The organism is Ensifer sp. ENS06 (assembly GCF_014852205.1).
Taxonomy (GTDB): Bacteria; Pseudomonadota; Alphaproteobacteria; order Rhizobiales; family Rhizobiaceae; genus Ensifer; species Ensifer adhaerens.
The window spans coordinates 62,623-86,712 of the sequence record NZ_JACVBC010000020.1 but is presented as its reverse complement, the minus strand read 5'-3'; the positions used below and the strand labels follow the sequence as shown (position 1 = coordinate 86,712).

The window sequence follows — 24,090 nt, the reverse complement described above, 5'->3', positions numbered from 1 at the left end:
GGTCTTTGTGCCTGAGCCTGCCAGCGCCATGATCGTCCTGTCGTCACCGACAGCGAGGATCAGGCCATCCTTGACGGCAACGGCAGTGGCAGTCGGATTGGCGCGGTCGAGCGTCGTCACGAGGCCGCTGTGAAGGATCAGGTCGGGCGTCATCGAAGTATCTCCGGTCTGTTGGGCGCCGGCGGTGCGGGCCGACGGAAAGAGAGCGGGCAGCGCCAGCGACGAGGCGGCACCGAGGAACGAGCGTCTTGTCGGCATCGTCAGGCCCTTTCGTCGGTGCCGGCAGCATCCTTCGCCGTGCCGGTTGCGATCTGCCCGCCGGGCAGATGGCCGAACACGTGCGGCATGCACTGCCGATTGAACCAGGAGAGGTTGACCGGCTCACCCGACAGGGCGCGCTTGACCAGGGGGACGGATTGCTCCCCGATGAGAATGCCGAGCAGACCGATCAGCGCGATGACCGGCGGCGCCGGCGAGCGGACGTTGAGCAGCGCATAGATGACGCCGACGACCAGCCCGGCTCCAAGCGAGAGAAGGTACATCTTCATCGCCAACTCCTTTACGGGATAAAGGTGCCGCTCCGACCGCAGCGAGGCGGCCAGAGCGTTAATCTAGAGCGCGGAAGCGTTCTGTCAGTGGCCTTCGGACGCGCCGAACATCGACTTGGCGTAGATGATGCCGAGGCCATACGAACCGCCGAACTTCTTGGCGATACCGGTGGTCATGTCGTAGGTCTCGGTGCGCGCCCAGTCGCGCTGCAGCTCGAGCATGTATTGCAGCGAGGTCATCGGCCGGACGCCGGCCTGCACCATGCGGTCCATCGCCCGCTCATGCGCCTCATCCGAAACGTCGCCGCAGGCGTCGGCGATGACATACACCTCGAATCCCTGATCGAGCGCCGAGAGGGTCGGGCCGACGATGCAGACCGAGGTCCACAGCCCGCACATGACAAGGCGCTTCTTGCCAATGCGGTTGACCTCTTCGATCACGGCGGCGTCTTCCCAGGTGTTCATCGAGGTGCGGTCCAGCAGTTTCTGGCCGGGGAAGGCGTCGGTGATCTCGGAGAACATCGGGCCGGAGAAGGTCTTTTCGGCAACGGTCGTGAGGATGGTCGAAACGCCGAAACCTGCCGCCGCATTGGCGACAAGTGCTGCGTTGTTGCGCAGGAGCACCGCGTCGATCGACTTGGTCGCAAAGGACATCTGCGACTGGAAGTCGATCATGATCAGGGTGTGGTCTTTGGGCGAGACGAGGAGTTTACCGGGGGTCGCTGTCGCAGACATGGTCGTGACCTCTTACTGTTGAAACTGAACTCCGATTGGAGAGGCCCAACTATGCCGCCGACCGGCGACCCATTCTTGTCGCCAAAGGTGGATTTTTGAAAATTTCGCTCGCCTTCAGCCGGCAGGGCGCGTGTACTTTCAGAGGGTTACGACTGTCGGCTGCGCCGCCACTGGCGCGGCGTGGCACCTGCGGCCTGCGCAAAGGCCCGGGTAAAATGGCTCTGATCCGAAAAGCCGCAGACGACGGCAATTTCACTTAGGGACGTGGGCGAGAACTGCAACAGATCCTTGGCCTTTTCGATCCTCTGCTGCAGCAGCCAGCGGTAGGGCGTGCTGCCCATGGTCTCGCGAAAGGCACGCAAAAAAGCCGCTTGCGACAGATTGCAGGTCGCAGCCATTTCCTCGACGGTGAGCTCGCCATCCAGACGGGCTTGCACCAGATCGCGGATCTTTGCCTGGCAGCGCTGCGAAAGCCTGCGTCCTCCGGCAAGGCTCTCGCCACGGCCGTTACCGTACTGCCGGACCATATGCACGCCGATTGCCACCGAGAGCTGGTCGACAAACAGCGCGCTTCGATCCGTGTATCCGTCCACCGACGCAAACAAAGCGCCGAGCATGCCGCCGAGAACAGGGTCGGGCGAGCTGGAAACGGGCCGCAGCTCGCTGACGCCAGAAGCATTTGCCGCGTCTGCGATGCGTTCGAGCGCACCGTGGCCGATTTCAAGCAAGGTGAAATCGAAGGATCCTTTGAGATCGGCTTTATAATCGTCGGCAAAGTTCCTGACGTAGATCGAGTTTTGGCCGAACTCCTGGGTCGCAGAGTGGTGCGCTCCGAAAACCCGGCGGCGATGACCGCCCACAAGCGATAGGCCGATCAGATAGCCTCGCCCGTTGCCAGGTGTCGTGACCTGGCCCGGCGGTCCCGCTGTCGACCGCTTGCGGTGGAAGACCATGTCGCGGCCTTCGATCGTCCTGTCGTCATCCAGCTGGTCGAGCGAGCATCCGAGACTGTCGCGCGGTCGCGCTCCGGCCGAGGCAGCGGAAACATTCGTCATCGTCTTCGCTCCTATGTGTCGAGACTGCCCGCCAAACCCACCTGCCGTGACGACGAAAACGAAAGACGTAAGTCGCCTCGCGCAGGGTAAACGTGCGCGCAATTCATTCTCGGTTTCACCAAATCATTTGCAGGAGCGGCCCTATGATTGCCCCGGTCGCCGCATCATTCTTGCACGTTTTTCACCTGTTTTGAAAATTTTGCACGAGGGCGCGCCCTCTTTCCACCCTATTGCGGAGGTCGATCCACAGCGACGCCGACCGACCGGTTCTTTTTCCGGAAGCGTGCCGGCGTTTCCCCCGTCAGGCTGGTGAATACCCGGGTCATGTGGCTCTGGTCGGCAAAGCCGCAGTGGATAGCAATTTCAGCAAGGGGGGTGTCCTGAAGCAGACACTCCTTGACCCGCGCGATCCGATATTCGGACAGCCACCTGGACGGTGTGCGCCCGAAGCTTTCCTTGAAAGCCTTGTTGAAATAGCTGCGCGAGAGCTCGCACTGGGCCGCAAGATCGCCGATCGAGAACGGCGTGTTGAAATGGGCGACCAGAAACTCCGTCGCCAGCCTCTCCTGCCATGGCGCCAGCGTCCCCTTCTTGTCGACGGGGAAATGCAGACCGCCATAGGCCTGGCTGAGATGGGCCAATGCGGCAAGATTGATCTGTTCGACGAAGAGCAGATTGGCCCGGTCCGGTTCATCGAGCGAGGGCAGCAGCGCCTGGGCAAGGCCGAACATGACCGGATCCACGCGTCCCTGCACGGGAGACAGCGACACATACTCGCCGCGCCCGGCCCTTTCGGTAAAGCTCCGCATAGAGGCAAAGGGAATGTGGAAGCGGACATTGTCGAAGGGCGACAGATGGTGGCACTGCCATTGGTCGCGAAGATCGGTGATCGCGAGCGAAGCCTTGGGATGCCCTCCCTCATACACGAGTTCGCCACGCCGCCACAGGCGATGCGCCTCGAAGTCACGCATCTGGACGATGACGTTGAAGGCATCGGCGACCGGAATCAGCGGCCCGACTTCCAGATCGAAGCGATCCGAGAAGGTTCTCGTGACGGTGATGTCGCCGGCGCTGATCCGCTTGACGATAGGGCGCGGTGTGCGTTCGTCTGCGCTCAGTCCTTCTTGCAAGGCCATCGGTCAGGGTCTCCCGATTTCCAGCTCAGCCGCCCGCTTCAGCGGCCGGGCGGATGCTACAACGGTTGGCTGTCGCAATACAGAGGCAAATCCAGCGATGCATCGCCGAGCGTCAAAGGTCAGCATGGTACCCTCACTGCAGCCAGCGCGCGCGCCAGACGGCGGGTGTCACGCCCGTCACCTCACGAAAGGCCTCGACGAATCGGGCCTCGTCGGCATAGCCGCAGCTGGCGGCGGTTTTGCTCAGCGACCATCCCTCTTCGATCAGATAGCGCTTGGCGCGACCGATCCGGTACCGCATCAACCACTCTTGCGGCGTCTGGCCGGTCACGGATGCAAAAGCCGCGGCAAAACCCTCCTCCGAAAGATTTGCGGCCGCTGCTGCTGCCGCAAACGAAAAGTCCTTGGCCCAATGGTCGATCATGAAGTCCTTGGCCGCCTTCTCCTGCCACACAGACAGATCGGGGCCGCCGGATGCGATGGCGCGATCCGGGTAGGAATGCAGAAGATGCGCGCAGATGGCGACGGCGATGTGCTGCAGTACCGCACCCGGTTCACCCTCGCTCTCGTCAAGAAGCGGCGACAGCGCCAAGGCGAGATTGTGCATGACGTCGTCGACCTCGCCGCGACGGCATCTGAGACTGGTGGCGGCGGGAGCATGCGAAAACTCGCAGACTTCACGAAACAAGGCCCGTGGCAGATGGAAAGCGAGTGAATCGAGATCGCTGACAAGCCGGATACTGGCGCCCTCAGCGAGATCGACGAGACAGATCGACCCCTGCCGGTAGCGGCGAATTTCACTTTCGCTTTCGCCCGGCACCAGGTCGCAGTGCATGACATCCTTGAAGTAGAACATCAGGAAAAAGGCGTCGTCGGCCGGCAGCGATACGATGCGGCTCAGTTCTCCGTTCAGCCGGCACCGCAGGCGCGTCACCGAAAACCGGGCGTCCCGCACGGGCCGCACCATGAGAAACGGCGCCTTCGGCTCGCCAAAATACGCTCCAATACCGCTTGGCTCTGTCATCATCCGTCCAGCCCCGCCTCCTGGCGATGGAGTTCACTCCTCGCGTGCAATCCGCTTCGATGCGCGAAAGGCCCGGCGCGAGGGGGCATTTCGCGATTGCCGCTCATATCCGAGAAAAAATGGGGGGTGCTGCCAGTAATTTCTTGTATCCTTTGCTCACATTTAGCCGCAAACGGCTCTGTTTTGCCTTCATGCCGCATGATCCCGCCGCTTCAAAGCGGCCGCGTCTCGGTGACGTAGCTCTCGAAGAAATCGGAGAACTTGGCAACCCTGAGCGGCAGCCGTTGACGGGCTGTGCGATATCCGGGCATTCGCGGCCTCCGTGGAAGACCTGGCGAACTCCATCGGCGACAGGCGGCGTGTGTACCCGGGCCAAGCCGTCTATGGCATCGGCTACGCCACAGGCGCGACGCCGCTCGCCGCACTCCTGGTCAAATATCCTGGTCTGTTCGAGCGAGCGGTCCTGCTGCATCCCCTTGTGTCGTGGGTGCCACCCGGCAACGCCGGACTTCAGGGCAAACCGATCCTGGCCACCGGCGGCCAAGACGATCCTACCGGTCCATTGGCGCTCGCCGAACAACTGGTCGGTTATCTTGCGGGGCAGAAAGCTGATGTCCGGGCCCTCTACAATCGGGGCGCACACGAGATCGGGCAGGATGAATTGATCGCGCTTCGGGATTTCCTCCAGGCGGCCATCGACTGAAGCAATGCGGGCCGCATCTGATGACGCGGCCCGCGATAGATTTTACTGCGCCTTGGCTTCGATATCGACTTGCTCGAGCAGAAGCGCCGGGTTTTCGGCAGCTCCCATCAGTTCGAGCGCGCCGACACCGGCTTCATCCTTGGCCTTGACCTTCAGCGTGAAGGTGCCGGGCTTGCTGATGAACTGGGTAAACGCCGTCGCCGCGTCCTGCAGTTTCGGCTGCGTGGCGGCAAAATGCTGCACGCCGGCGCTCGTCATCAACACGAGCAGGCCGCGAACGCTGTCCTCGGTCATGTGGTTATCCTCGGCATAGAGCTTGATGCCCTTGGCCATGATGCCCTTGTCCTCGAGCTTGAGCGTGACTTCCCTCGCCGTAAGACCGAACATCGCGATCTGCGCGGCATTGAGATCGCCGGAGAAGAAGTCCTCCGAAGCGCCGCCCATGACGCCGGAGAAAGAGAGGCTGCCCATGTCCTTGCCATCCAGCGAAATCTGCTTGATGACGAAGTTCTCGTTGGGCTCATCCCACGACAGTTCGACGTTGGACGAGAAGACCAGCTTGTCGAGGCCGATCTTGCGCAGCGTCTTGAAGCCCTCTTCCTGCGTGTCCGCAGGGATCGGAACGCTGAGGTCGCGGTAGCTGACGCGGACATCCGTCGGAATGCCGTTGCGCGGCTTCGTCAGCGCGATTTCATAGGTATCGAGCGTGAAACGAACGCGTTCCGGAACGGACGGCACGGCCGACTGCTCTACGGGCGCCTCGGCCATCGGGTCTTCCGGCACTTCACCGGCGATCTCCGCGCCGCTGGCGGCTTCGCCGTCGGTCGCTTCATCTGCCGACTGCTCTGCAGGCGCCTCGGCCATCGGCTCTTCTGCTGCATCGCCGGGGACCGCCGCGTCGCTGGCGGCTTCGCCGTTTGTCGTTTCGTCCGGCACCTGCTCGGCTTCCGGCGCCTGTTCGGCACTGATCGACGGATCGACCTCGGTTTCGGTCGCGCTCTCGTCCTCGACGGTTTCACTGTCCGTCACGGCTGCCGGGTCGCTGCCGGGCATGTCCACGTCGAGCCCGGCGATCCGGATCGTGCCGAATTCCGGCATCAGCGTGGTGTAGGGGAAGGTCTCGAATTCCTCCTCCTTCAGGCCCGCAAGCTTCGTCAGTGCCTCCATGGTCGGAGCCCAGGAGAAACCGTTGATGCTGGCTTCGGCAAACTTGAAGTAGTCGGTCCCCTCGCCCGCCGTCACACCGTTCATCGTGCCATCGAAACTGCGGCCGTTGAGCTGGAACGCCATCTTGTCGACGGCGAGCTTCACGAGCTTGCCCTCGGCGCTTTCCTGCTCCGGCACTTCCATCTTCAGGCCGAGCAGTTCCATGTCGCCCTTTGCCAGCATGTCGACCAGCGAAAGAATGCGTTTGAAGAATGCCTGGCGCTCCGCCGGTGGCAGGGCTTCCGGATCGCTGACCGCCTGGAGTTGCTCGAGCGTTTCGAGAAGCGGCTCGGTCGGCATGCGGACGCTGAGGCCGCTGCTGCGCACTTCGTCGTAACCGAAACGCGACTTGCTATCGGAGAAGGCAAGGTTCTTTACGGAGATCGGGCCGTAGAGCAGCTTCGGTTCCTTGTCCTCAGGACCGGCTTTTTGCGTGTAGATGCGGGCCATGTAGGCCACATCGAAGCTCTCTCCGGTGACGGCGCCCATGGTGCCGTCCATCTTTTCCCGCTTCGTTGCCCCTTCGCCGTCAGGAATATCCATGGCAAAGGCGAACGTGGCGCCGCTCGCCGAATAGCGCGCAACGCGGCCGCTGGCGATATCCTCGAGCCGGACATCCTTGTAGACCGTCTTCTGCTCGGAGCTTGCAACGTTCTGGACGATGGCCACTTCCGGCGCCGAGACCTGCTTTGCCGCGAAACGCTCGATGCGCTTCAAAAGGTCAGCCTTTTCCCCGCTTGCCGTCAGGCCGGCTGCGAAAAAGTCGGGATCTTCCAGCGTTGCCGCAGGCACGGAAAGCTTGGCGGCCTTCAGGTCGAGCTCCAGGCCCTTCACGTCGAGCTCGCCGCTCAGCGAAAAGATCTTCGGACGTCCGTCGATTGCCGCGATGCGCGCGCTGACGCCATCGGCGAAAGGCAGCGTGACGTCGCGCAGATGAATGCGGCCGAAGAAGTCCGCCTCAACCGAGCCGGCCTTCCCGCCGCGCTCGGCGATGAAGGTCCCGACCGCCTTTTCGAGCATGAACTTGCCGCCGACGACACCCGCGGCTGCGATCGCGATGACTGCGACAGCAGCCCAAAGTGCTTTGCGACGGCCCTTGCCGGCACCAGTTTCTGTCTCAGCCACGATTTCTGTCCTTTCGTCACACGAAAAATGGAAAGCTCTTGAGTCGTTGCGGTGTGACTAACCATTGGCGCTACCTTCCGCAAGTTTGGCGGGAGTGCAGTGCAACAATTTTCTTGTATCGGCTGCAATCGGCAACGCTCCAACGTCATCAAAAATGCATGGAGGGCTGCAAGCATGCGCCCATGGGACCCACGTCCATTAGCGATAGGATCCGCTTATCGCCACAATCAGGAAATCCAACTTAAATTAATGGAACCACTTTGATAGAGTCCGCGCACAATGAGGGAGACGCAGCCAGTGGCGACACCGCTTCGCGGAACGACAACCACCGACGGCACCAGACCTGCCGGGCCGCGGGCTCGGCTGGGCGCCTGTCCACGCCTGGCGCTTTTCCTCTGACCCATCCAATATTCACGTCATCTTGAAGGGAGATAAAAATGGACGCGAAAGCCGACAAAACGGGCAAATGTCCCGTCATGCACGGAGCCCAGACGAGCGCACAGTCGCCCGGCACCTCGAACCGCGACTGGTGGCCGAACCAGCTCAACCTGAAGATCCTGCACCAGAACTCTTCGCTGTCCGATCCGATGGGCGAAGCCTTCGACTACGCCGAGGAATTCAAGAAACTCGACCTGCCGGCGGTGAAGAGCGACCTCTTCGCGCTGATGACCGATTCGCAGGATTGGTGGCCGGCCGACTTCGGTCACTATGGCCCGCTCTTCATCCGCATGGCCTGGCACAGCGCCGGCACCTACCGTACCGGTGACGGCCGCGGCGGCGCGGGCGCCGGACAGCAGCGCTTTGCGCCACTCAACAGCTGGCCGGACAACGCCAACCTCGACAAGGCACGCCGGCTGCTGTGGCCGATCAAGCAGAAATACGGCAACAGCATCTCCTGGGCCGACCTGATGATCCTCGCCGGCAACTGTGCGCTCGAGTCTATGGGCTTCAAGACCTTCGGCTTTGCCGGTGGCCGCCCCGACGTCTGGGAACCGGAGGAAGACATCTACTGGGGCACGGAAAAGACCTGGCTCGACGACAAGCGCTACTCGGGCGACCGCGACCTCGAAAACCCGCTCGCCGCCGTTCAGATGGGCCTGATCTACGTCAATCCGGAAGGCCCGAACGGCACTCCGGACCCGCTCGCCGCCGCGCGTGACATCCGCGAAACCTTCGCGCGCATGGCGATGAACGACGAGGAAACCGTGGCGCTGATCGCCGGCGGCCACACCTTCGGCAAGACCCATGGCGCCGGCGATGCGGCCAATGTCGGCCGCGAGCCGGAAGCTGCCGGTATCGAGGAACAGGGCCTCGGCTGGGCAAGCACCTACGCCAGCGGCCGTGGTGGCGACACTATCACGAGTGGCCTCGAAGTCACCTGGACGACGACGCCGACCAAATGGAGCAACAACTTCTTCTGGAACCTCTTCGGCTACGAATGGGAACTGACGAAGAGCCCGGCCGGCGCACACCAGTGGACGCCGAAGCATGGCATGGGTGCCAACACCGTGCCGGACGCGCACGACAAATCCAAGCGCCATGCGCCGTCGATGCTGACGACCGACCTCGCCCTGCGCGTCGACCCGGCCTACGAGAAGGTCGCACGGCATTTCTACGAGAACCCGGATGCCTTCGCCGACGCCTTCGCCCGCGCCTGGTACAAGCTGACGCACCGCGACATGGGTCCACGCGCCCGCTATCTCGGCCCGGAAGTGCCGGCCGAAGAGTTGATCTGGCAGGATCCGATCCCGGTCGTCGATCATCCGCTCGTCGACGCCAAGGATATCGCCGATCTCAAGGCCAGGATCCTCGCTTCGGGCCTTTCGGTCTCCGAACTGGTTTCGACCGCCTGGGCGTCGGCCTCGACCTTCCGCGGCTCGGACAAGCGCGGCGGCGCCAATGGCGCGCGCATCCGCCTTTCCCCGCAGAAGGACTGGCAGGTCAACCAGCCGGCGCAGCTGGCGAAGGTTCTCGAGGTCCTCGAAGGCATCCAGCGTAGCTTCAACGACGCCCAGTCCGGCGGCAAGAAGGTGTCGCTCGCCGACCTGATCGTGCTCGGCGGCGCCGCAGCGGTCGAGAAGGCAGCCAAAGCCGCCGGCCACGACATCGAGGTCGCCTTTGCGCCTGGCCGCATGGATGCGACGCAAGAGCAGACCGATGTCGAGTCCTTCGCGGTTCTCGAACCGATCGCCGACGGCTTCCGCAACTACCAGCGGGCCCAGTACGCGGTTTCGCCGGAAGAGCTGCTGATCGACAGGGCGCAGCTGCTGACGCTGACCGCGCCGGAGATGACCGTGCTCGTCGGGGGCTTGCGCGTTCTCGGCGCGAACCACGGCCAGACCGCTCACGGCGTCTTCACCGATCGCCCGGAAACGCTCAGCAACGACTTCTTCGTCAACCTGCTCGACATGGGCACGGCCTGGACGGCGACATCCGACGCGAAGGATGTCTTCGAAGGGCGTGACCGCAGAACCGGCGACGTCAAGCGGACGGCCACCCGCATTGATCTCGTCTTCGGTTCGAACTCGCAGCTGCGGGCCATCGCCGAAGTCTACGGCCAGGCGGATGCAAAGGCGAAGTTCGCACGCGACTTCGTCGCGGCCTGGAACAAGGTGATGAACGCCGACCGTTTCGACCTCGTCTGACGGCTCTATCCGGCAACAGTACTAAGCTTGGTCCCGGCATCGCGCCGGGACCTGTCTGCCCAGCGGCTTCGCGAAACTGTCACCGGAGGTTGCAGACCGGTCTCGTGAATTGTGACGATGTGGCACACGTAAAACGTTCGCCTCCACGCATCTCCCTCAACCGAAATCCGACAAAATCAGCCTGTCGCCTCCCTCTGCCGTGAACGCACGATGGTCCGGCAAATCATTGCTTTTGTGACAAGTTCTCTCTGAACCCGCCTTTCGCGGGTATTTACATCATCTTTGCAAGCCTCCGCTTAAATCAACCCATGATTGCGTGACTTGGCGCGGAGAACATGTTCTGATTTCAATGCACTGCCAAGGACTGATCTTATCTCCAGCTGTTTCGTTCAGGGGGAACGTTGCATGCGTCGTTCGAGAATTCCTGCCCTTTCACTATCATCAGCACTGCTTGTCGCGATCGGGTTTTCCGCGCAAACGGCATTGGCGCAGCAGGCGCCGGCCGTGGTCGTGGCGCCGGCCACCATCATGGACCTGCGCGAGAGCGTGGATCTGACAGGCAAGGTTACGGCGATCCAGAAGGTCGACATTCGCGCCCGCGTTTCGGGTTTCCTCGAGGCGGTCAACTTCACCGAAGGGCAGAAGGTGACGGCGGGCACGGAGCTCTACCGGGTGGAAGACGGCGCCTACCGCGCCGCCGTGCAGGAGATCGAAGGGCAGATCGAGGCGGCCGAAGCCGCCAAGGAATTCGCGATCCTCGAGCGCGACCGCGCCGAGCAGCTCCTCACCAGCAAGACGATCAGCCAAGCCAAGGTCGACGAAGCGCACGCGCAAGTCAGGAAAGCCGAAGGCGACCTGATCCGGCTCAAGGGCAGCAAGGACAACGCCGACCTCAACCTCTCCTATACGAAGATCACGGCGCCTTTCGACGGCATCGTCGGCCTGACGGCGGCCGATGTCGGCGCCCTCGTCGGCCCGGACAGCGGCCCGCTCGTGACGCTGACCCGGCTCGACCCGATCTATGTCCAGTTTCCGGTGGCGACCGCACTTTACCTCACCTATCGCGAACGGGTGCTGAAGGGCGAGATCAGCGGCGGCGCCAATGTCGGGCTCGGCCTTCCGAACGGCACCGAGTACAAGCAAAAAGGCACGATCAACTTCATCGCCAGCAACGTCTCGCAAGGGACGGACACCGTGACCGTGCGCGCCGAGTTCCCCAATCCGGACAGCATCCTGCTCGACGGTGCGCTGGTGCGGGTGATGCTCGAACAATCCGACAAGCAGGACGTGCTTGCCGTGCCGCAGCAGGCGGTCCAGCGTGACCAGCAGGGCGCCTTCGTTCTGGTGGTCGACGGCAGCTCCAAGGTCGAGCTTCGCCGCATCGACGTGTCACGCAACGCCCGCGGCCAGGCGGTCATCAGCAAGGGCCTCAAGGAAGGCGAGAACGTCATCACAGAGGGCGCCGGCAAGGTTCGTCCGGGCATCACCGTCGATGCGGCCACGGCAGCAGGTGGCTAAGCGATGATTTCAGAGATCTTTATCGATCGCCCGCGCTTCGCCACGGTCATTTCCATCGTGCTGACGCTGGCGGGTCTGCTTGCGCTCACCCGTCTGCCGATCGCCCAGTTCCCCGATATCGTGCCGCCGCAGGTGAGCGTCACCGCCAGTTATCCCGGCGCCGGCGCCGACGTGGTCGAAACCACCGTCGCCCAGCCGATCGAAAGCAAGGTCGTCGGCGTCGACGACATGCTCTACATGAAGTCGACGAGCGGCGCCGACGGCTCTTATACGCTGACCGTCACCTTCGCCGTCGGCACCGATCCTGATATCGCCACCGTCAACGTGCAGAACCGCGTGTCGCTCGCCGAGGCCGGCCTGCCCTCCGAGGTCAAGCAGAGCGGCGTCAGCGTGCGCAAGAAGTCCTCCGCGCTGATGCAGGTCGTCACGATCTTTGCAGCGGACGAGAAGCAGAACTTCGACAGCCTGTTCCTGTCCAACTACGCCACGATCAACGTGCTTGATACGGTCAAGCGCGTGCCCGGCGTCGGCGATGCCCAGCTCTTCGGCGCCCAGGACTACTCGATGCGCGTCGTACTCGACATCGACCGCATGACCAGCCTCGACCTGACGCCGACCGATGTGATCAATGCGCTGAAGGCCCAGAACGTCCAGGCCGCGATCGGCCGCATCGGCGCCCAGCCGATGACCGACGACCCGCTGTTCCAGCTCAATCTCCAGACGCAAGGGCGCCTCACCGATCCCAAACAGTTTGAGGACGTGGTTCTGAGGGCACGGCCCGACGGCTCCTATGTGCGCATCCGCGACGTCGCGCGCGTCGAACTCGGCGCCGCCAGCTCCGATTCCAACGCCCGGATCAATGGCAAGCCGGTCGCCATGATCGGCACCTACCAGGCGCCGGGCGCCAACGCGCTTGCCGCCGCCAGGGGCGTGCAGGAGGCGATGGAACGGCTGTCGAAATCCTTCCCACCGGGCCTCACCTATTCGGTCTCCTACGACACAGCCCAGTTCGTCGAAGCCAGCGTCGACAATGTCGAGGAGACGCTGTTTGAGGCCTTCATCCTCGTCATCATCATCGTCTTCCTGTTCCTCGGAAACTGGCGGGCGACGCTAATCCCGCTTGTTGCCGTTCCCGTCGCACTCATCGGCACCTTCGCCGTGCTGCTCGCCATGGGCTTCTCGCTCAATACCGTGTCGCTGCTTGCCATGGTGCTGGCGATCGGCATCGTCGTTGACGACGCGATCGTGGTCGTCGAAAACGTCGAGCGGGTGATGGAGGAGAATCCAGGCCTGTCGGCTGCAGAAGCGGCAAGGCGTGCGATGGGCGAAATCACCGGCGCCATCGTCGCCATCACGCTCGTGCTGCTCTCCGTCTTCGTGCCCGTCGCCTTCATTCCTGGCCTCAGCGGCCAGCTGTTCCAGCAGTTCGCCGTCGCCGTTTCGGTGTCGATGGTGATCTCGGCGATCAACGCGCTGACGCTCAGCCCGGCGCTCTGCGCGGTGCTCTTGAAACCCCATCACGGGCCGAAGCGCGGCATCCTCGGTTACATCTCGCGGACCATCGACAAGGGGCGCGACGGCTATGCCTTCGTCGCCGGACACATCGCCCGGCGCGCCATCATCGGGCTCGCACTGCTGGCCGTCGCCTTCGTCGCCACGGGCTTCCTCTTCAAGGTCGTGCCGACCGGCTTCCTGCCGGCGGAAGACCAGGGCGCGTTCTTCACGGAAATCCGTCTGCCGGAAGGCGCCTCCTACAACCGCACCGACGAAGTCGTGAAACAGGTCGAGACGATGCTCGGCGGCATCGAGGGCGTTGCCAACGTCATCACCGTCACCGGCTACTCCTTCCTCGACGGTTTGTCGAAGTCCAACTCGGCCTTCGCGATCGTCACGATGAAACCCTTTGCGGAACGCCTGAGCGATGCGGCCGGCGTCGAGGCGGCGATCCGCACGACCATGGTCAAGGGCCAGGCGATCCGCGGCGCACAGATCTTCGCCTTCAACCTGCCGCCGATCATGGGCCTCGGCACCGGCTCGGGCTTTGAGTACCAGTTGCTCGACCTGCAGGGCCGTTCCATCGCCGATCTTTCGGCAACGGCGGGCGGCTTGATTATCGCCGCCAACCAGAACCCGGCGCTCGGGCCGACCTTCACCACCTATTCGGCAAGCTCGCCGCAGCTCTATCTCGATATCGACCGCGACCGCCTGCAGGCCCTCGGCGTTTCGGTGAGCGACCTCTTCACCACGCTGCAGGGCACGCTCGGCAGCTATTACGTCAACGACTTCAACCTCTTCGGCCGCACCTGGAAGGTGACGATGCAGGCCGCGCAAGCCGACCGCAACGCCGTCGACGACATCCAGCGCCTGCACGTGCGCAATACGAGCGGCGACATGGTGCCGGTCGCCTCGGTCGCCAAGGTCGACTATATCGTCGGTCCCCAGTCGATCGTGCGCTACAACAATTATCGCTCGATCACGCTGAACGGCCAGCCGTCCGCCGGCCACTCCTCGGGCGAGGCGCTTGCCGCCATGGAAGCGTTGTCGGCCTCGACCCTGCCGCCCGGCTACAGCTACGAATGGACCGGAACGGCGTTGCAGGAGCTGGAGGCGGCGGGCAAGACCACCGCCATCCTGGCAATGGCCGTGCTGTTCGCCTACCTCTTCCTCGTCGCGCTCTACGAAAGCTGGACGATCCCCGTGCCGGTGCTCCTGTCGGTTGCCTTCGGCGTCTCGGGCGCGCTCTTGTCCGTGCTCGTCGCGGGTCTGTCCTTCGACATCTACGCGCAGATCGGCCTCGTCGTGCTGATCGCGCTCGCCTCGAAGAACGCGATCCTGATCGTCGAGTTTGCCAAGGCGCACCGCGAGGCTGGAGCAAGCATCGTCGATGCGGCGATCGAGGGCGCCCGCGCCCGCTTCCGCGCCGTGATGATGACGAGCTTCGCCTTCATCGTTGGCCTGGTGCCGCTGGTGGTCGCCAAGGGCGCCGGCGAACTCAGTCGGCGTGCGGTCGGCACCGGTGTCGCTGGCGGCATGCTTGCCGCAGCGCTCGTCGGCATCTTCGTCATTCCGGCGCTCTACGTCGCTTTCCAGTGGCTGCGTGAGCGCGGCCACAAGCTCGTGGGCATTTCCCGGCATCCGGCCGTTGAAGGCGAAGCGGCGGAAGGCAAGGCCGAGACGCCGGCCGGGCACTGACCGCCGGTCGAGTTCAAGCCGACAAGGGATCGTATCTCTCGTCTCAGCTTGACGCTCCTTGCGACCATGCATCGGCGGCGCACCGCGCCGCCGTCTCGAGAAATCTCAAGCCGGCGCCGACAGGCGGATCCCCTGTTCGGCGAAGTAGGCTTCGAGGGCTTCCGGCATCGCTCGGTCCGCAACCACCGCCACATAGCTGTCCGGACGCAACAGATAGGCGGCATCCCGCGCCAGGCCGGCGGCGGCCTGTTGCTCGCCCCATGGGAAGACGTGAAGCGGCATGTGCTTGGCCGTGCACCAAGCTCTTATGTCGTTATGCGCCTCGCCATAGACATGCACCTGCCAGGCGATGGCCGCCAGCGAAGCGTAATTGTCGAGGCCATTGATGCCTAGCCAGGGCAGCCGATCGCCGCCCTGCACCCGGCCGCGCGCACTCCGGCTCAAGGGGCCGCCGCGATAGTTGAGCTGCGTCTGCGACAGGATGCGAAACAGGAATTCTCTGACACCGCCGACGCGGTAGGCGACACCAGCCAAGGCTGGGGCGACGTGGACGCGCAGGAAATCCGCGACGCTGCCTTCGGCCGTCACGAAGGTGAACAGCCGGTCGGTCGTTTCGACAAGCTGGCGGGCAAATGCGATCCGTTCGCCTTCATAGCTGGCGAGCAGGCGGTCCGGCGCCTGTCCGTTCAGCACCGCTGCGAGCTTCCAGGCAAGGTTGACCGCGTCGCCGATGCCGGTGTTCATGCCCTGGCCGCCGACCGGACTATGCACATGCGCAGCGTCGCCGAGCAGAAACACGCGCCCGCGCCCGAAGCGATCGGCGACACGATGATGCACACGGTAGGTGGAGAACCAGTTGACCTTGTCGACGGTGAGGCGAAGGCTTTCGATGGCGCGATGGCTCACATCGGCGAAGGTGAGTGCGTCTGCATCCTCCCGCTTCTCCCGCACCAGACCGATGAGGCGGCCCCGCCCCTCGGCATAGGCGAGCAAGGCGACGAAATCACCGGTTTCGAGCGATATATGGGCTTCTCCATTCGCAGTCGCCCCACTCACTTCGACGTCAGCGACGTAAAAGGTCTGGTCGTAGGTTCCGCCGGCAAAATCGACCTCCAGTCCGTGCCGGACCGGCGAGCGCGCGCCGTCGCACCCGGCAAGATACTGCGCCGTGCAAACGTCCGAGCCGCCATCGGGCAACTGCAAGCGAGCGCTCACCCCGGCGGCGTCATGCTCGAACTCGACAAGCTCGGTCTGCCGCTCGACCTTGACGCCCAAGGCCGCCAGGCGGGCCTCGAGCAGCCGCTCGTGATGATCCTGCGGATAGACAAGAACGAAGGGATAGGGCGTCATTTTCCCGCCGGTCGGACTGAAGGATATCCGCGCCTTGACCTTGCCCTTCGCCCAGAGGTTGACCGAAGGGTTGCGGTGACCCGCCTCGAGCACGGCATCGGCCAGATCGAGCTGCCGGTAAAGCTCAAGCGTTCGCGCGTGCACCACCATCGCCCGCGACGTCGGGCCGGGACCAACGTTCTTGTCGATGATGCGGACCTTGACACCCTGGGCGGTCAGCCAGAGAGCCAGCACCAGGCCGGTCGGTCCCGCGCCGGCGATCAGCACATCCTGTTTCACCCTGCTCTCCCCGCTCGCTCTGTCGGCGGCCCGGTCGCATCGGGATTTGGGTTTCTCCGCCCACAACGGCAGCCTACGCGCAGGCGACGGCAAATGCCAAGCAGCGCGGCGAATTCCGCCTTGTGTCTCGCCGACGGACACGGCTGCGGATCAGCCGCGTGCCCTCAAATTGGCGATCAACTGCTGCTGGCCGACGCGGATCACCTGCTCCATCGCAACCCGTGCACCTTCCTCGTTGCGCAGGCGGATCTGCTCGACGATGCGGATATGCGCGACAGCGACGCGGTCGATCTCGGCGCCATCGGCGGCCGTGTTGCTCAATTGAAAGACACCCATCAGCGCTGCCTCGATCAGGCTGCCGACGGTCTGCATGAACGGATTGAGCGACGCTTCGAGCAGACGGAGATGGAATTCTAGATCGGCACGCGCCAGCGTCTGCGCGCTATGGCCGGCATCGCCCATGGCAACGGCCAGCCGCATCATCTGGGAAATATCCGCGTCCGTGGCGCGGCGTGCCGCCAGTCCGGCCGCATAGGGTTCGAGCGCCAGGCGGACCTCGCTGACATGGCGGAGAAACGCCTCATCGACGCCGGCCCGGAAATGCCAGGAAAGCACGTCGCCATCGAACAGGTTCCAGTTTGCCTGCGGCATCACGCGCGTGCCGATGCGGGCGCGGGCGACGATCAGCCCCTTGGCGGCAAGTGTCTTCATCGCCTCGCGCAGGACCGTGCGCGAAACGTTGAAGCGTGCCGCCAGTTCCACATCGCCCGGCAGGATATCCCCGACAGCGAATTCCCCTCCGACCACCGCCTGGCCGAGTTCCTCGACGACGAGCCGGTGGCTCGTGCGTTTGCGCGGCTGATGGGGGGACGGCCACATCGCGCGACCCTTGCCTCACGCCCGCTGCTGGCGCTGGCGCGAAACGAAGATGATACCCTTCTGCAGCAGGATAAAAGCAAAGAGCAGAAGGCCGATCAGGATCTTCGTCCACCAGCTCGACAGCGATCCGTCAAAGGTGATGTAGGTCTGGATCAACCCTTGAATGAGGATGCCCACCAGCGTGCCGGCAACAAAGCCCGAACCACCGGTCAAAAGCGTGCCCCCGATGACGACCGCGGTGATGGCGTCGAGCTCGACGCCGACGGCGGCAAGGGAATAGCCGGCCGAGGTGTAGAGCGAAAAGACGATGCCGGACAATCCCGCAAGCAGGCCCGAGAGCGCATAGATGCGGATCGTCGTCGCCGCAACCGGCACGCCCATCAGTCGCGCCGTCGCCGTGCCGCCGCCGAGCGCATAGACATTGGTGCCGAAGCGTGTGCGGTGCGCGATCAGGATACCGATCGCGAAGACGAGCAACATCAGGCCGCCAATCAGGGTGATGCGCCCGCCGCCCGGCAGCTTGAAGTAGAGCGCCTTCAAGGTCGCGTAGAAGGGATGCTTGATCGGAATGCTGTCGATCGACAACACGAAGGCCATGCCCCGCGCCAAGAACATGCCCGCCAGCGTGACGATGAAGGGCGGCATTTCCAGATAGTGGATGATCGCCCCCATCGCGGCGCCGAAGAGCGTCGCGATCGCCAGAACCATCGCGAAGGCAATGAGCGGGTGGATGCTCGTGTGTTCCAGCACGACGGCGAGAAACACGCCGGTAAAGGCGATCACCGAGCCGATCGAAAGATCGATGCCGCCGGAGATGATGACGAAGGTCATGCCGACAGCGGCAATGCCGAGGAAGGCGTTGTCCGTCAGAAGGTTGCCGATGACACGCGTCGACAGCATGTTCGGATATTGCGCCACGCAAAGCGCGTAGCCGAGCAGGAAGATCACGAGCGTTGCCGTGAGCGGAAGATATTTCGGCTTCATTTTGCGGCTCGCTCGCTCGGGTTTCTCGCACCGCGCGCCGGCACGAGGAAGGCAAAGGCCGTGCGGAAGCGCGGCGACTGAAGCACCAGGATGAAGACGATGATCGCGGCCTTGATGATCAGGTTGAACTCTGGCGGGAAGCCGGAGAGAAGAATGCCGGTGTTGATCGCCTGGATGATGATCGCGCCGAGCACCGATGCGGCGATGCTGAAGCGGCCGCCGAGCAGCGACGTGCCGCCGACGACGACCGCAAGGATGGCATCGAGCTCCAGCCACAGACCAGCATTGTTGGCATCCGCACCGCGGATGTCAGCGGCGGCGATAATGCCGGCGATGGCAGCGCAGAGACCGGAAAGCACATAGGCGGCGATCAACAGCACGGGCGTCAGCACCCCGGACAGCGTGCTCGCCTGGCGATTGACACCGATCGCCTCGATCAGCATGCCGAGCGCCGTCCGCCTTACGAGCAGCGCAGTCAATATGCCGAATATCAACCAGATCACCACCGGCATCGGTAGGCCGGCAAAGGAACCGCTGCCGACGAAGACGAGGCCGGGGTCGTTGAAGGTCAGGATCGCCCCCTCGGTGATCAGCTGGGCGACGCCGCGGCCGGCGACCATCAACACCAGCGTCGCGATGATCGGCTGGATGTCGAGCACCGCGACCAGCACCCCGTTCCAGAGACCGCAAAGGATACCGACGCCAAGCGTGATCAGCAGCGTCGCGGCGAGCGAGTGTCCCGACGTGATCGCCGCGGCGGCCATTGCGCCGCAGATCGCCATGACCGCGCCAACCGAGAGGTCGATGCCCTTGGTGGCGATGACGACCGTCATGCCGATTGCCAAAAGCACCACCGGCGCACCGCGATTGAGGATATCGATGAGGCTGCCATAGAGGCGGCCATTCTGGATCTGCAGGTTGAGGAAGCCGGGAAACACCAGTGATACCGCCGCGACGATTATGCCGAGCGCAATCAGCTGCGGCAGCAACCGGTTGAAATAGAGCCTGAGGAACGACGTCACGACGTCCTCCTTTCATTGGTTGCGGCGATCGCTTCGACGATCTCACTGGCAGTGATGCGGCCGCCGTCGAGTTCGGCGACATGGGCGCGGTCGCGAAGCACGATGACCCGGGTGCTGTAAGCGACCAGTTCCTCGATCTCCGAGGAGACGACGATCAGGGACAGGCCCTTCTCGCGGAGCGCCTCGATCAGCTTAACGATTTCCGCATGGGCGCCGACATCGATGCCGCGCGTCGGCTCGTCGAGGATCAGGAATTCGGGCTCGGTCGCGAGCCAGCGCGCGAGGATCGCTTTCTGCTGGTTGCCGCCGGACAGAAGCTTGATCGGCTTCTCCCGATCGGCCGTGCGGATATCGAGCGCGCGGATATAGTGGTCCGCCAGCCGGTTCTGCTCCGCCCGCGAGATCGGCCGCGTCCAGCCTCGGCGGGCCTGCAGCGCCAGCACGATGTTTTCGCGCACCGAGAGATCGCCGATAATGCCCGAAGTCTTGCGATCCTCCGGGCAGAAGCCGAAGCGATGGCGAATGGCAGCGCGCGGCGACGCAAGGTCGACCGCACGACCATCGATCTCGGCCCCGCCGCTGTCAGCGCGATGGGCGCCGAAGAGAAGCTCGGCGGTCTCCGTCCGTCCGGAGCCGAGCAGGCCGGCCATGCCGACCACTTCGCCGGCCCGGACATCGAGGTCGAAGGGTCGGACGCGCCCCTTGCGGCCGTAGTTTCGGAAGCGGTAGCGCAACGGCCCTTGCTGGGCCTCGGCGCGCGGCGCGTGGATTTCCGCCGCCAGCTCGCGGCCGATCATCATCGCAATCAGCTCGCGGCGATCGAGACCGGCGGTTTCGCGCGTTCCGACGAGCTGCCCGTTCCTAAGCACGGTAATCCGGTCGGAAATCTCATAGACCTGTTCGAGGAAGTGGGTGACGAAGACGATGCCGAGCCCGCGTGCCTTGAGGCGCCGGATAATGCGGAACAGCATCGCCACCTCATGCGCATCGAGGCTCGCCGTCGGCTCGTCGAGGATCAGCACCTTGCCGGAGAGATCGACGGCGCGGGCAATGGCGACCACCTGCTGGATCGCCACCGAATAGCTGGCGAGATCGCGGGTGACGTCGATGTCGAGTTCATAATCGGCAAGCAGATCCCGAGCCCGCCGATTCATGGCACGGGCGTCGACCATGCCGAAGCGCCGCGGCTGGCGCCCGAGGAAGAGGTTCTCGGCAACCGTCAGGTTCGGCAGCAGATTGACCTCCTGATAGACCGTGCCGATGCCGAGCGCCTGGGCTTCGAAGGTGTCGCGCGGATCAACCTCGGCATCGTCGAGCAGGATGGCGCCGCCGTCGCGACGATAGGCGCCGGTCAGGCATTTGATCAGGGTCGACTTGCCGGCACCGTTTTCGCCAAGCAGCGCATGAACCTCTCCGCGCCTGAGGTGAAAATCGACCTTGTCGAGGGCTCTGGTCCCCGGAAAAGTCTTTTCGATCCGGATCGCCTGGAGAATGTGGGCATTGGTCTGCATCGATACCGTCTCCGCGATGCTGGTATCTACTGACGAGAAGCACAGCGCCTAGCTGCGGCAAGCTGTGCTCTTCAGACGGAAACTCGGGAAAGAGCGTGGCCCGCGCGAGAAGCAGCGCGGGCCACGGCCGACGTCAGTAGCCGAGGCCCTTCTTTTCCTCGTAGACCTTCAGCGGCTCGTCGGCTTGCGTGTAGAGCTTCGATTCCGTCTGGATCCACTTCGGCGGCGCGGTGCCGTCCTTCTGGAAGGCGGCAAGCGCATCGAATGCGGGACCGGCCATGTTCGGCGTCAGCTCGACCGTGGCATTGGCTTCGCCGGCTGCCATCGCCTGGAAGATGTCCGGAACGGCATCAATCGACACGACAAGGATGTCCTTGCCCGGCTTCAGGCCGGCTTCCTTGATTGCCTGGATGGCGCCGACGGCCATGTCGTCGTTGTGGGCGTAGAGCGCGCAAATGTTCTTGCCGCCGTCCTCAGCCTTGAGGAAGCTTTCCATGACTTCCTTGCCCTTGGTGCGGGTAAAGTCGCCGGTCTGGCTGCGGATGATCTTCAGGTTATCGTGGCCGGATAGCGCCTGTTCGAAGCCCTTCTTGCGGTCGATCGCCGGCGAGGAGCCGGTCGTGCCCTGAAGCTCGACGACGTTGCAGGGCTTGCCCGCGGTCGTGTCGACCAGCCATTTGCCGGCAACATTGCCCTCATGCACGAGGTCGGACGTGACGGCCGTCAGGTAAAGCTCATTCGACGAATCGACCGTGCGGTCGAGCAGGATGACCGGAATTTCCGCGTCCTTGGCTTCCTGCAGCACTTCGTCCCAGCCGGTTGCAACCACTGGCGCCACGAGAATGGCGTTCACCCCTTGCGCAATGAAGGAGCGGATCGCCTTGATCTGGTTTTCCTGCTTCTGCTGTGCGTCAGCAAATTTGAGGTCGATGCCGCGCTGTTCGGCCTGCTGCTTGGTCAGTGTCGTCTCGGCGGCGCGCCAGCCGGACTCCGAGCCGATCTGCGAAAAGCCGACGACCAGATCGGCCGCGGATGCGCTGCCAAACGTGCAGGCAGCAAGGATCGTTGCACTCGCAAGTGCCTTGGCGATTTTCATGATTTCCTCCCAAAGAAAGCTGCCTCCACGCAGCCATCGAGAAAAAATCATATAATATTACTTTTGTAAACGGGCACATCTCGCCTGTCGTGCGCAACGCGCCTATTTTTTTGGAGAGGTTGGCGCGGCGGGCTGAAGCGCCAGCCCCCAACTGGGAGTTTCAGAAAGCCGATGGCAGGCAAAACAGCCTGGCTGCTGCGCTCTAGGCTTTCGCCAGCAAGGTTCCGGCGGCGCTCGCGAGCATGACGAGGGCCACGCCGAAGATCTGGTTGAGGGAAAGCGCCTGACCCAGCACGATGAAGCCGGCACCCGCGCCGATCGCCGGCTCCAGGCTCATCAGGATGCCGAAGGCCGATGGCTGCATGCGCCGCAGCGCCATGAATTCGAGCGCATAAGGCAGCAGCGGCACCAGGATGGCAAGCCCGGCCGTCATCAAGAGCATGTCGAAGGAGAAGCCGGACTGCACCTGAGACAGGCCGAACGGCGTCGCAAAGAGCGCGGCAAACAGCAGCGAAACGGCGAGCCCTTCCAGTCCCTTGAAGCGTTGGCCAGCCTGCTTCATCAGGATGATGTAGCCGCCCCAACCGATCGCCGCACCGAAGGCGAACAGAAGCCCGCGCGTATCTGCGACCCAGGAGGAACCGTCCCAGGAGAGGCAGAGCACGCCGGCCGCAGCGATAACGGGACAAAGCAGGCGCCAGCCACGGCCGCCAAAAACGGCAGCGACCGTCAGAGGACCGAGAAACTCGATCGCCACGGCAAGGCCGAGGGGAATGCGGGCGATCGCCGCGAAGAAGCAGAGCGTCATCACCGCCATCGTCGCGCCGAGCGAAAGCGCGGAAATCCATTGCGCCCGGGTGTAGCGGAGAAAAGGCGGGCGGACGAGGATGAGCAGGAAGGCGGCCGCCCAGGATAGCCGCAGCCAGGTTGCGCCAAAGGCTCCGACGCTTTCCATGGCGGGCTTCGAAAGGGCTGCGCCAAACTGCACGCTCGACATCGAGAGCAGGCAGAAGACGATGGCAAGCGTGACGCGCCCGTTGGTGTCATCCGTCGCACCCGGTTCGCTCCACGCGCTATCCGCTGTCGTCTCTGTTTCCGCCATGTCCGTTCTCCCCTTGGGCTTGAACAGACATAACAATCCCGGCACAATAAGGAACGCTAATAATTGTTATACCTTCATAAGGGATCGTTATATGCATGATCTGGATATCGCCCTGTTGCGCGCCTTCGTCGTGACCGCCGAATGCGGCAGCGTCAGCGGCGCTGCGCAGCGGCTGGCCAGGACGCAAGCGGCCGTCAGCATGCAGTTGCGCCGGCTGGAGGACGATCTCGGCGCCAAGCTCCTGAACCGCAATGCAAGGGGCATGGACCTGACCGAAGCCGGGCATGTGCTGCTGCCCTATGCCCAGAAGATGTTGGGCCTGAGCGCCGGCGCCCGGCGGGCGCTTGCCGGGCAGGCCGTCCAGGGACCGATCCGCTTCGGCATGATCGAGGATATAGCGGTCGGCTCGCTACCAAAAGCGTTGCAACGGTTTGCCGAATGCCATCCGAATGTCGCGCTCGAACTGACGGTGACCGAAAGCACCGTGTTGTCGGAGAAGCTGTCGCAGGGCCGGCTCGATGTCGCGATCGGCGATCCGGCGCTGATCCGCGGCGAGGCGATCCTTACCTGGCGACTGCCGCTCCGATGGGTCGCGGCGCGCGGTTTCGAGGTGCCGGTGGAAGGGCCTCTGCCACTCATCACCTTCGACGGCGTCTGCACCTGGCGGCAGAAGATGATCGAGGCGCTGAAGGGCGGGGATCGCCCCTGGCGCACGGTGCTGACGAGCGCCAGCCTGTCTTCCATCCAGTCGATGATCGAGGCGGGCCTCGGCATAGCCGTTCTCCTCGATCTCAACATCCGTCCCAACACGATGCGGGTTCTCGGCGGTGAAGAGGGTCTGCCCCCTGCCCCGGTGATCGAGCTGGGGCTTTTCGCCGCCGACGATCAGGGTCTGGCGTCCCGCCCGGTCTCGGCTCTTTGGGCGTTTCTTTCCGACGAACTGCAAGCGCAGGCCTTGGCAATCGGCCGCGCGGCGTGAC

Annotated in this window: 18 protein-coding genes and 1 pseudogene; 5 read left to right on the top strand and 14 right to left on the bottom strand. The window is 63.6% G+C overall.

What is annotated here, in order from left to right:
* The 6 genes and pseudogenes from IB279_RS34650 to IB279_RS34625 form a co-directional block, all read right to left on the bottom strand.
* Positions 1-258: pseudogene (locus tag IB279_RS34650) on the bottom strand (amidohydrolase); the annotation flags it as partial.
* Between the two features lie 2 nt (positions 259-260).
* Positions 261-548, bottom strand: coding sequence for a XapX domain-containing protein (locus IB279_RS34645; protein ID WP_034789552.1), 288 nt, complete (start codon positions 546-548; stop codon positions 261-263).
* Positions 549-632: 84 nt separating this feature from the next.
* On the bottom strand, positions 633-1,283 hold the full coding sequence (locus tag IB279_RS34640; protein WP_043623178.1) for a hydrolase: 651 nt from the start codon (positions 1,281-1,283) through the stop codon (positions 633-635).
* Between the two features lie 146 nt (positions 1,284-1,429).
* On the bottom strand, positions 1,430-2,338 hold the full coding sequence (locus IB279_RS34635; RefSeq protein WP_112985534.1) for a helix-turn-helix domain-containing protein: 909 nt from the start codon (positions 2,336-2,338) through the stop codon (positions 1,430-1,432).
* Between the two features lie 227 nt (positions 2,339-2,565).
* Positions 2,566-3,474: an AraC family transcriptional regulator gene (locus IB279_RS34630; RefSeq protein WP_113189198.1), complete on the bottom strand. Its 909-nt coding sequence runs from the start codon at positions 3,472-3,474 to the stop codon at positions 2,566-2,568.
* A 133-nt stretch (positions 3,475-3,607) separates the two neighbouring features.
* Positions 3,608-4,501: an AraC family transcriptional regulator gene (locus IB279_RS34625; protein WP_192340869.1), complete on the bottom strand. Its 894-nt coding sequence runs from the start codon at positions 4,499-4,501 to the stop codon at positions 3,608-3,610.
* Positions 4,502-4,820: 319 nt separating this feature from the next.
* On the opposite strand from IB279_RS34625, the gene IB279_RS34620 reads away from it, so the two are divergent.
* On the top strand, positions 4,821-5,201 hold the full coding sequence (locus tag IB279_RS34620; RefSeq protein ID WP_192340867.1) for an alpha/beta hydrolase: 381 nt from the start codon (positions 4,821-4,823) through the stop codon (positions 5,199-5,201).
* Positions 5,202-5,243: 42 nt separating this feature from the next.
* Here IB279_RS34620 and IB279_RS34615 read toward each other — a convergent pair whose 3' ends face one another.
* Positions 5,244-7,532 (bottom strand): hypothetical protein, encoded by a 2,289-nt coding sequence (locus IB279_RS34615; protein WP_192340865.1) that lies wholly within the window; start codon positions 7,530-7,532, stop codon positions 5,244-5,246.
* 437 nt (positions 7,533-7,969) lie between these two features.
* Between IB279_RS34615 and katG the strand changes: the two genes are divergently transcribed.
* The 3 genes from katG to IB279_RS34600 all read left to right on the top strand — a co-directional run bounded on the left by katG (position 7,970) and on the right by IB279_RS34600 (position 14,887).
* Positions 7,970-10,177 (top strand): catalase/peroxidase HPI, encoded by a 2,208-nt coding sequence (katG, locus tag IB279_RS34610; RefSeq protein WP_192340864.1) that lies wholly within the window; start codon positions 7,970-7,972, stop codon positions 10,175-10,177.
* A gap of 405 nt (positions 10,178-10,582) precedes the next feature.
* Positions 10,583-11,695, top strand: coding sequence for an efflux RND transporter periplasmic adaptor subunit (locus IB279_RS34605; RefSeq protein ID WP_060606008.1), 1,113 nt, complete (start codon positions 10,583-10,585; stop codon positions 11,693-11,695).
* Between the two features lie 3 nt (positions 11,696-11,698).
* A complete protein-coding gene (locus IB279_RS34600; protein ID WP_192340862.1) occupies positions 11,699-14,887 on the top strand; it encodes an efflux RND transporter permease subunit in 3,189 nt (1,062 codons plus the stop codon).
* A gap of 105 nt (positions 14,888-14,992) precedes the next feature.
* On the opposite strand, the gene IB279_RS34595 is transcribed toward IB279_RS34600, so the two are convergent.
* From IB279_RS34595 to IB279_RS34565, 7 genes are all read right to left on the bottom strand, one after another.
* Positions 14,993-16,516 carry an FAD-dependent monooxygenase gene (locus IB279_RS34595; RefSeq protein ID WP_192340860.1) on the bottom strand — a complete coding sequence of 508 codons (1,524 nt, stop codon included), beginning with the start codon at positions 16,514-16,516 and terminating at the stop codon, positions 14,993-14,995.
* 150 nt (positions 16,517-16,666) lie between these two features.
* Entirely contained in the window at positions 16,667-17,395 is a 729-nt protein-coding gene (locus IB279_RS34590) for a FadR/GntR family transcriptional regulator (protein ID WP_060528942.1), read from the bottom strand.
* Between the two features lie 15 nt (positions 17,396-17,410).
* Positions 17,411-18,379: a galactofuranose ABC transporter, permease protein YjfF gene (gene yjfF, locus IB279_RS34585; RefSeq protein ID WP_034789588.1), complete on the bottom strand. Its 969-nt coding sequence runs from the start codon at positions 18,377-18,379 to the stop codon at positions 17,411-17,413.
* On the bottom strand, positions 18,376-19,401 hold the full coding sequence (locus IB279_RS34580; RefSeq protein WP_192340858.1) for an ABC transporter permease: 1,026 nt from the start codon (positions 19,399-19,401) through the stop codon (positions 18,376-18,378). Before IB279_RS34580 ends, yjfF begins: the two co-directional genes overlap by 4 nt.
* Positions 19,398-20,912 (bottom strand): galactofuranose ABC transporter, ATP-binding protein YtfR, encoded by a 1,515-nt coding sequence (gene ytfR, locus IB279_RS34575; protein ID WP_192340855.1) that lies wholly within the window; start codon positions 20,910-20,912, stop codon positions 19,398-19,400. Before ytfR ends, IB279_RS34580 begins: the two co-directional genes overlap by 4 nt.
* 133 nt (positions 20,913-21,045) lie before the next feature.
* Complete coding sequence (ytfQ, locus tag IB279_RS34570; protein ID WP_034789595.1) at positions 21,046-22,008, bottom strand: galactofuranose ABC transporter, galactofuranose-binding protein YtfQ; 963 nt, start codon at positions 22,006-22,008, stop codon at positions 21,046-21,048.
* Positions 22,009-22,210: 202 nt separating this feature from the next.
* Positions 22,211-23,110 carry a DMT family transporter gene (locus tag IB279_RS34565; RefSeq protein WP_060643592.1) on the bottom strand — a complete coding sequence of 300 codons (900 nt, stop codon included), beginning with the start codon at positions 23,108-23,110 and terminating at the stop codon, positions 22,211-22,213.
* Between the two features lie 91 nt (positions 23,111-23,201).
* On the opposite strand from IB279_RS34565, the gene IB279_RS34560 reads away from it, so the two are divergent.
* Positions 23,202-24,089 carry a LysR family transcriptional regulator gene (locus tag IB279_RS34560; RefSeq protein ID WP_192340853.1) on the top strand — a complete coding sequence of 296 codons (888 nt, stop codon included), beginning with the start codon at positions 23,202-23,204 and terminating at the stop codon, positions 24,087-24,089.
* Position 24,090: the final 1 nt, after the last annotated feature.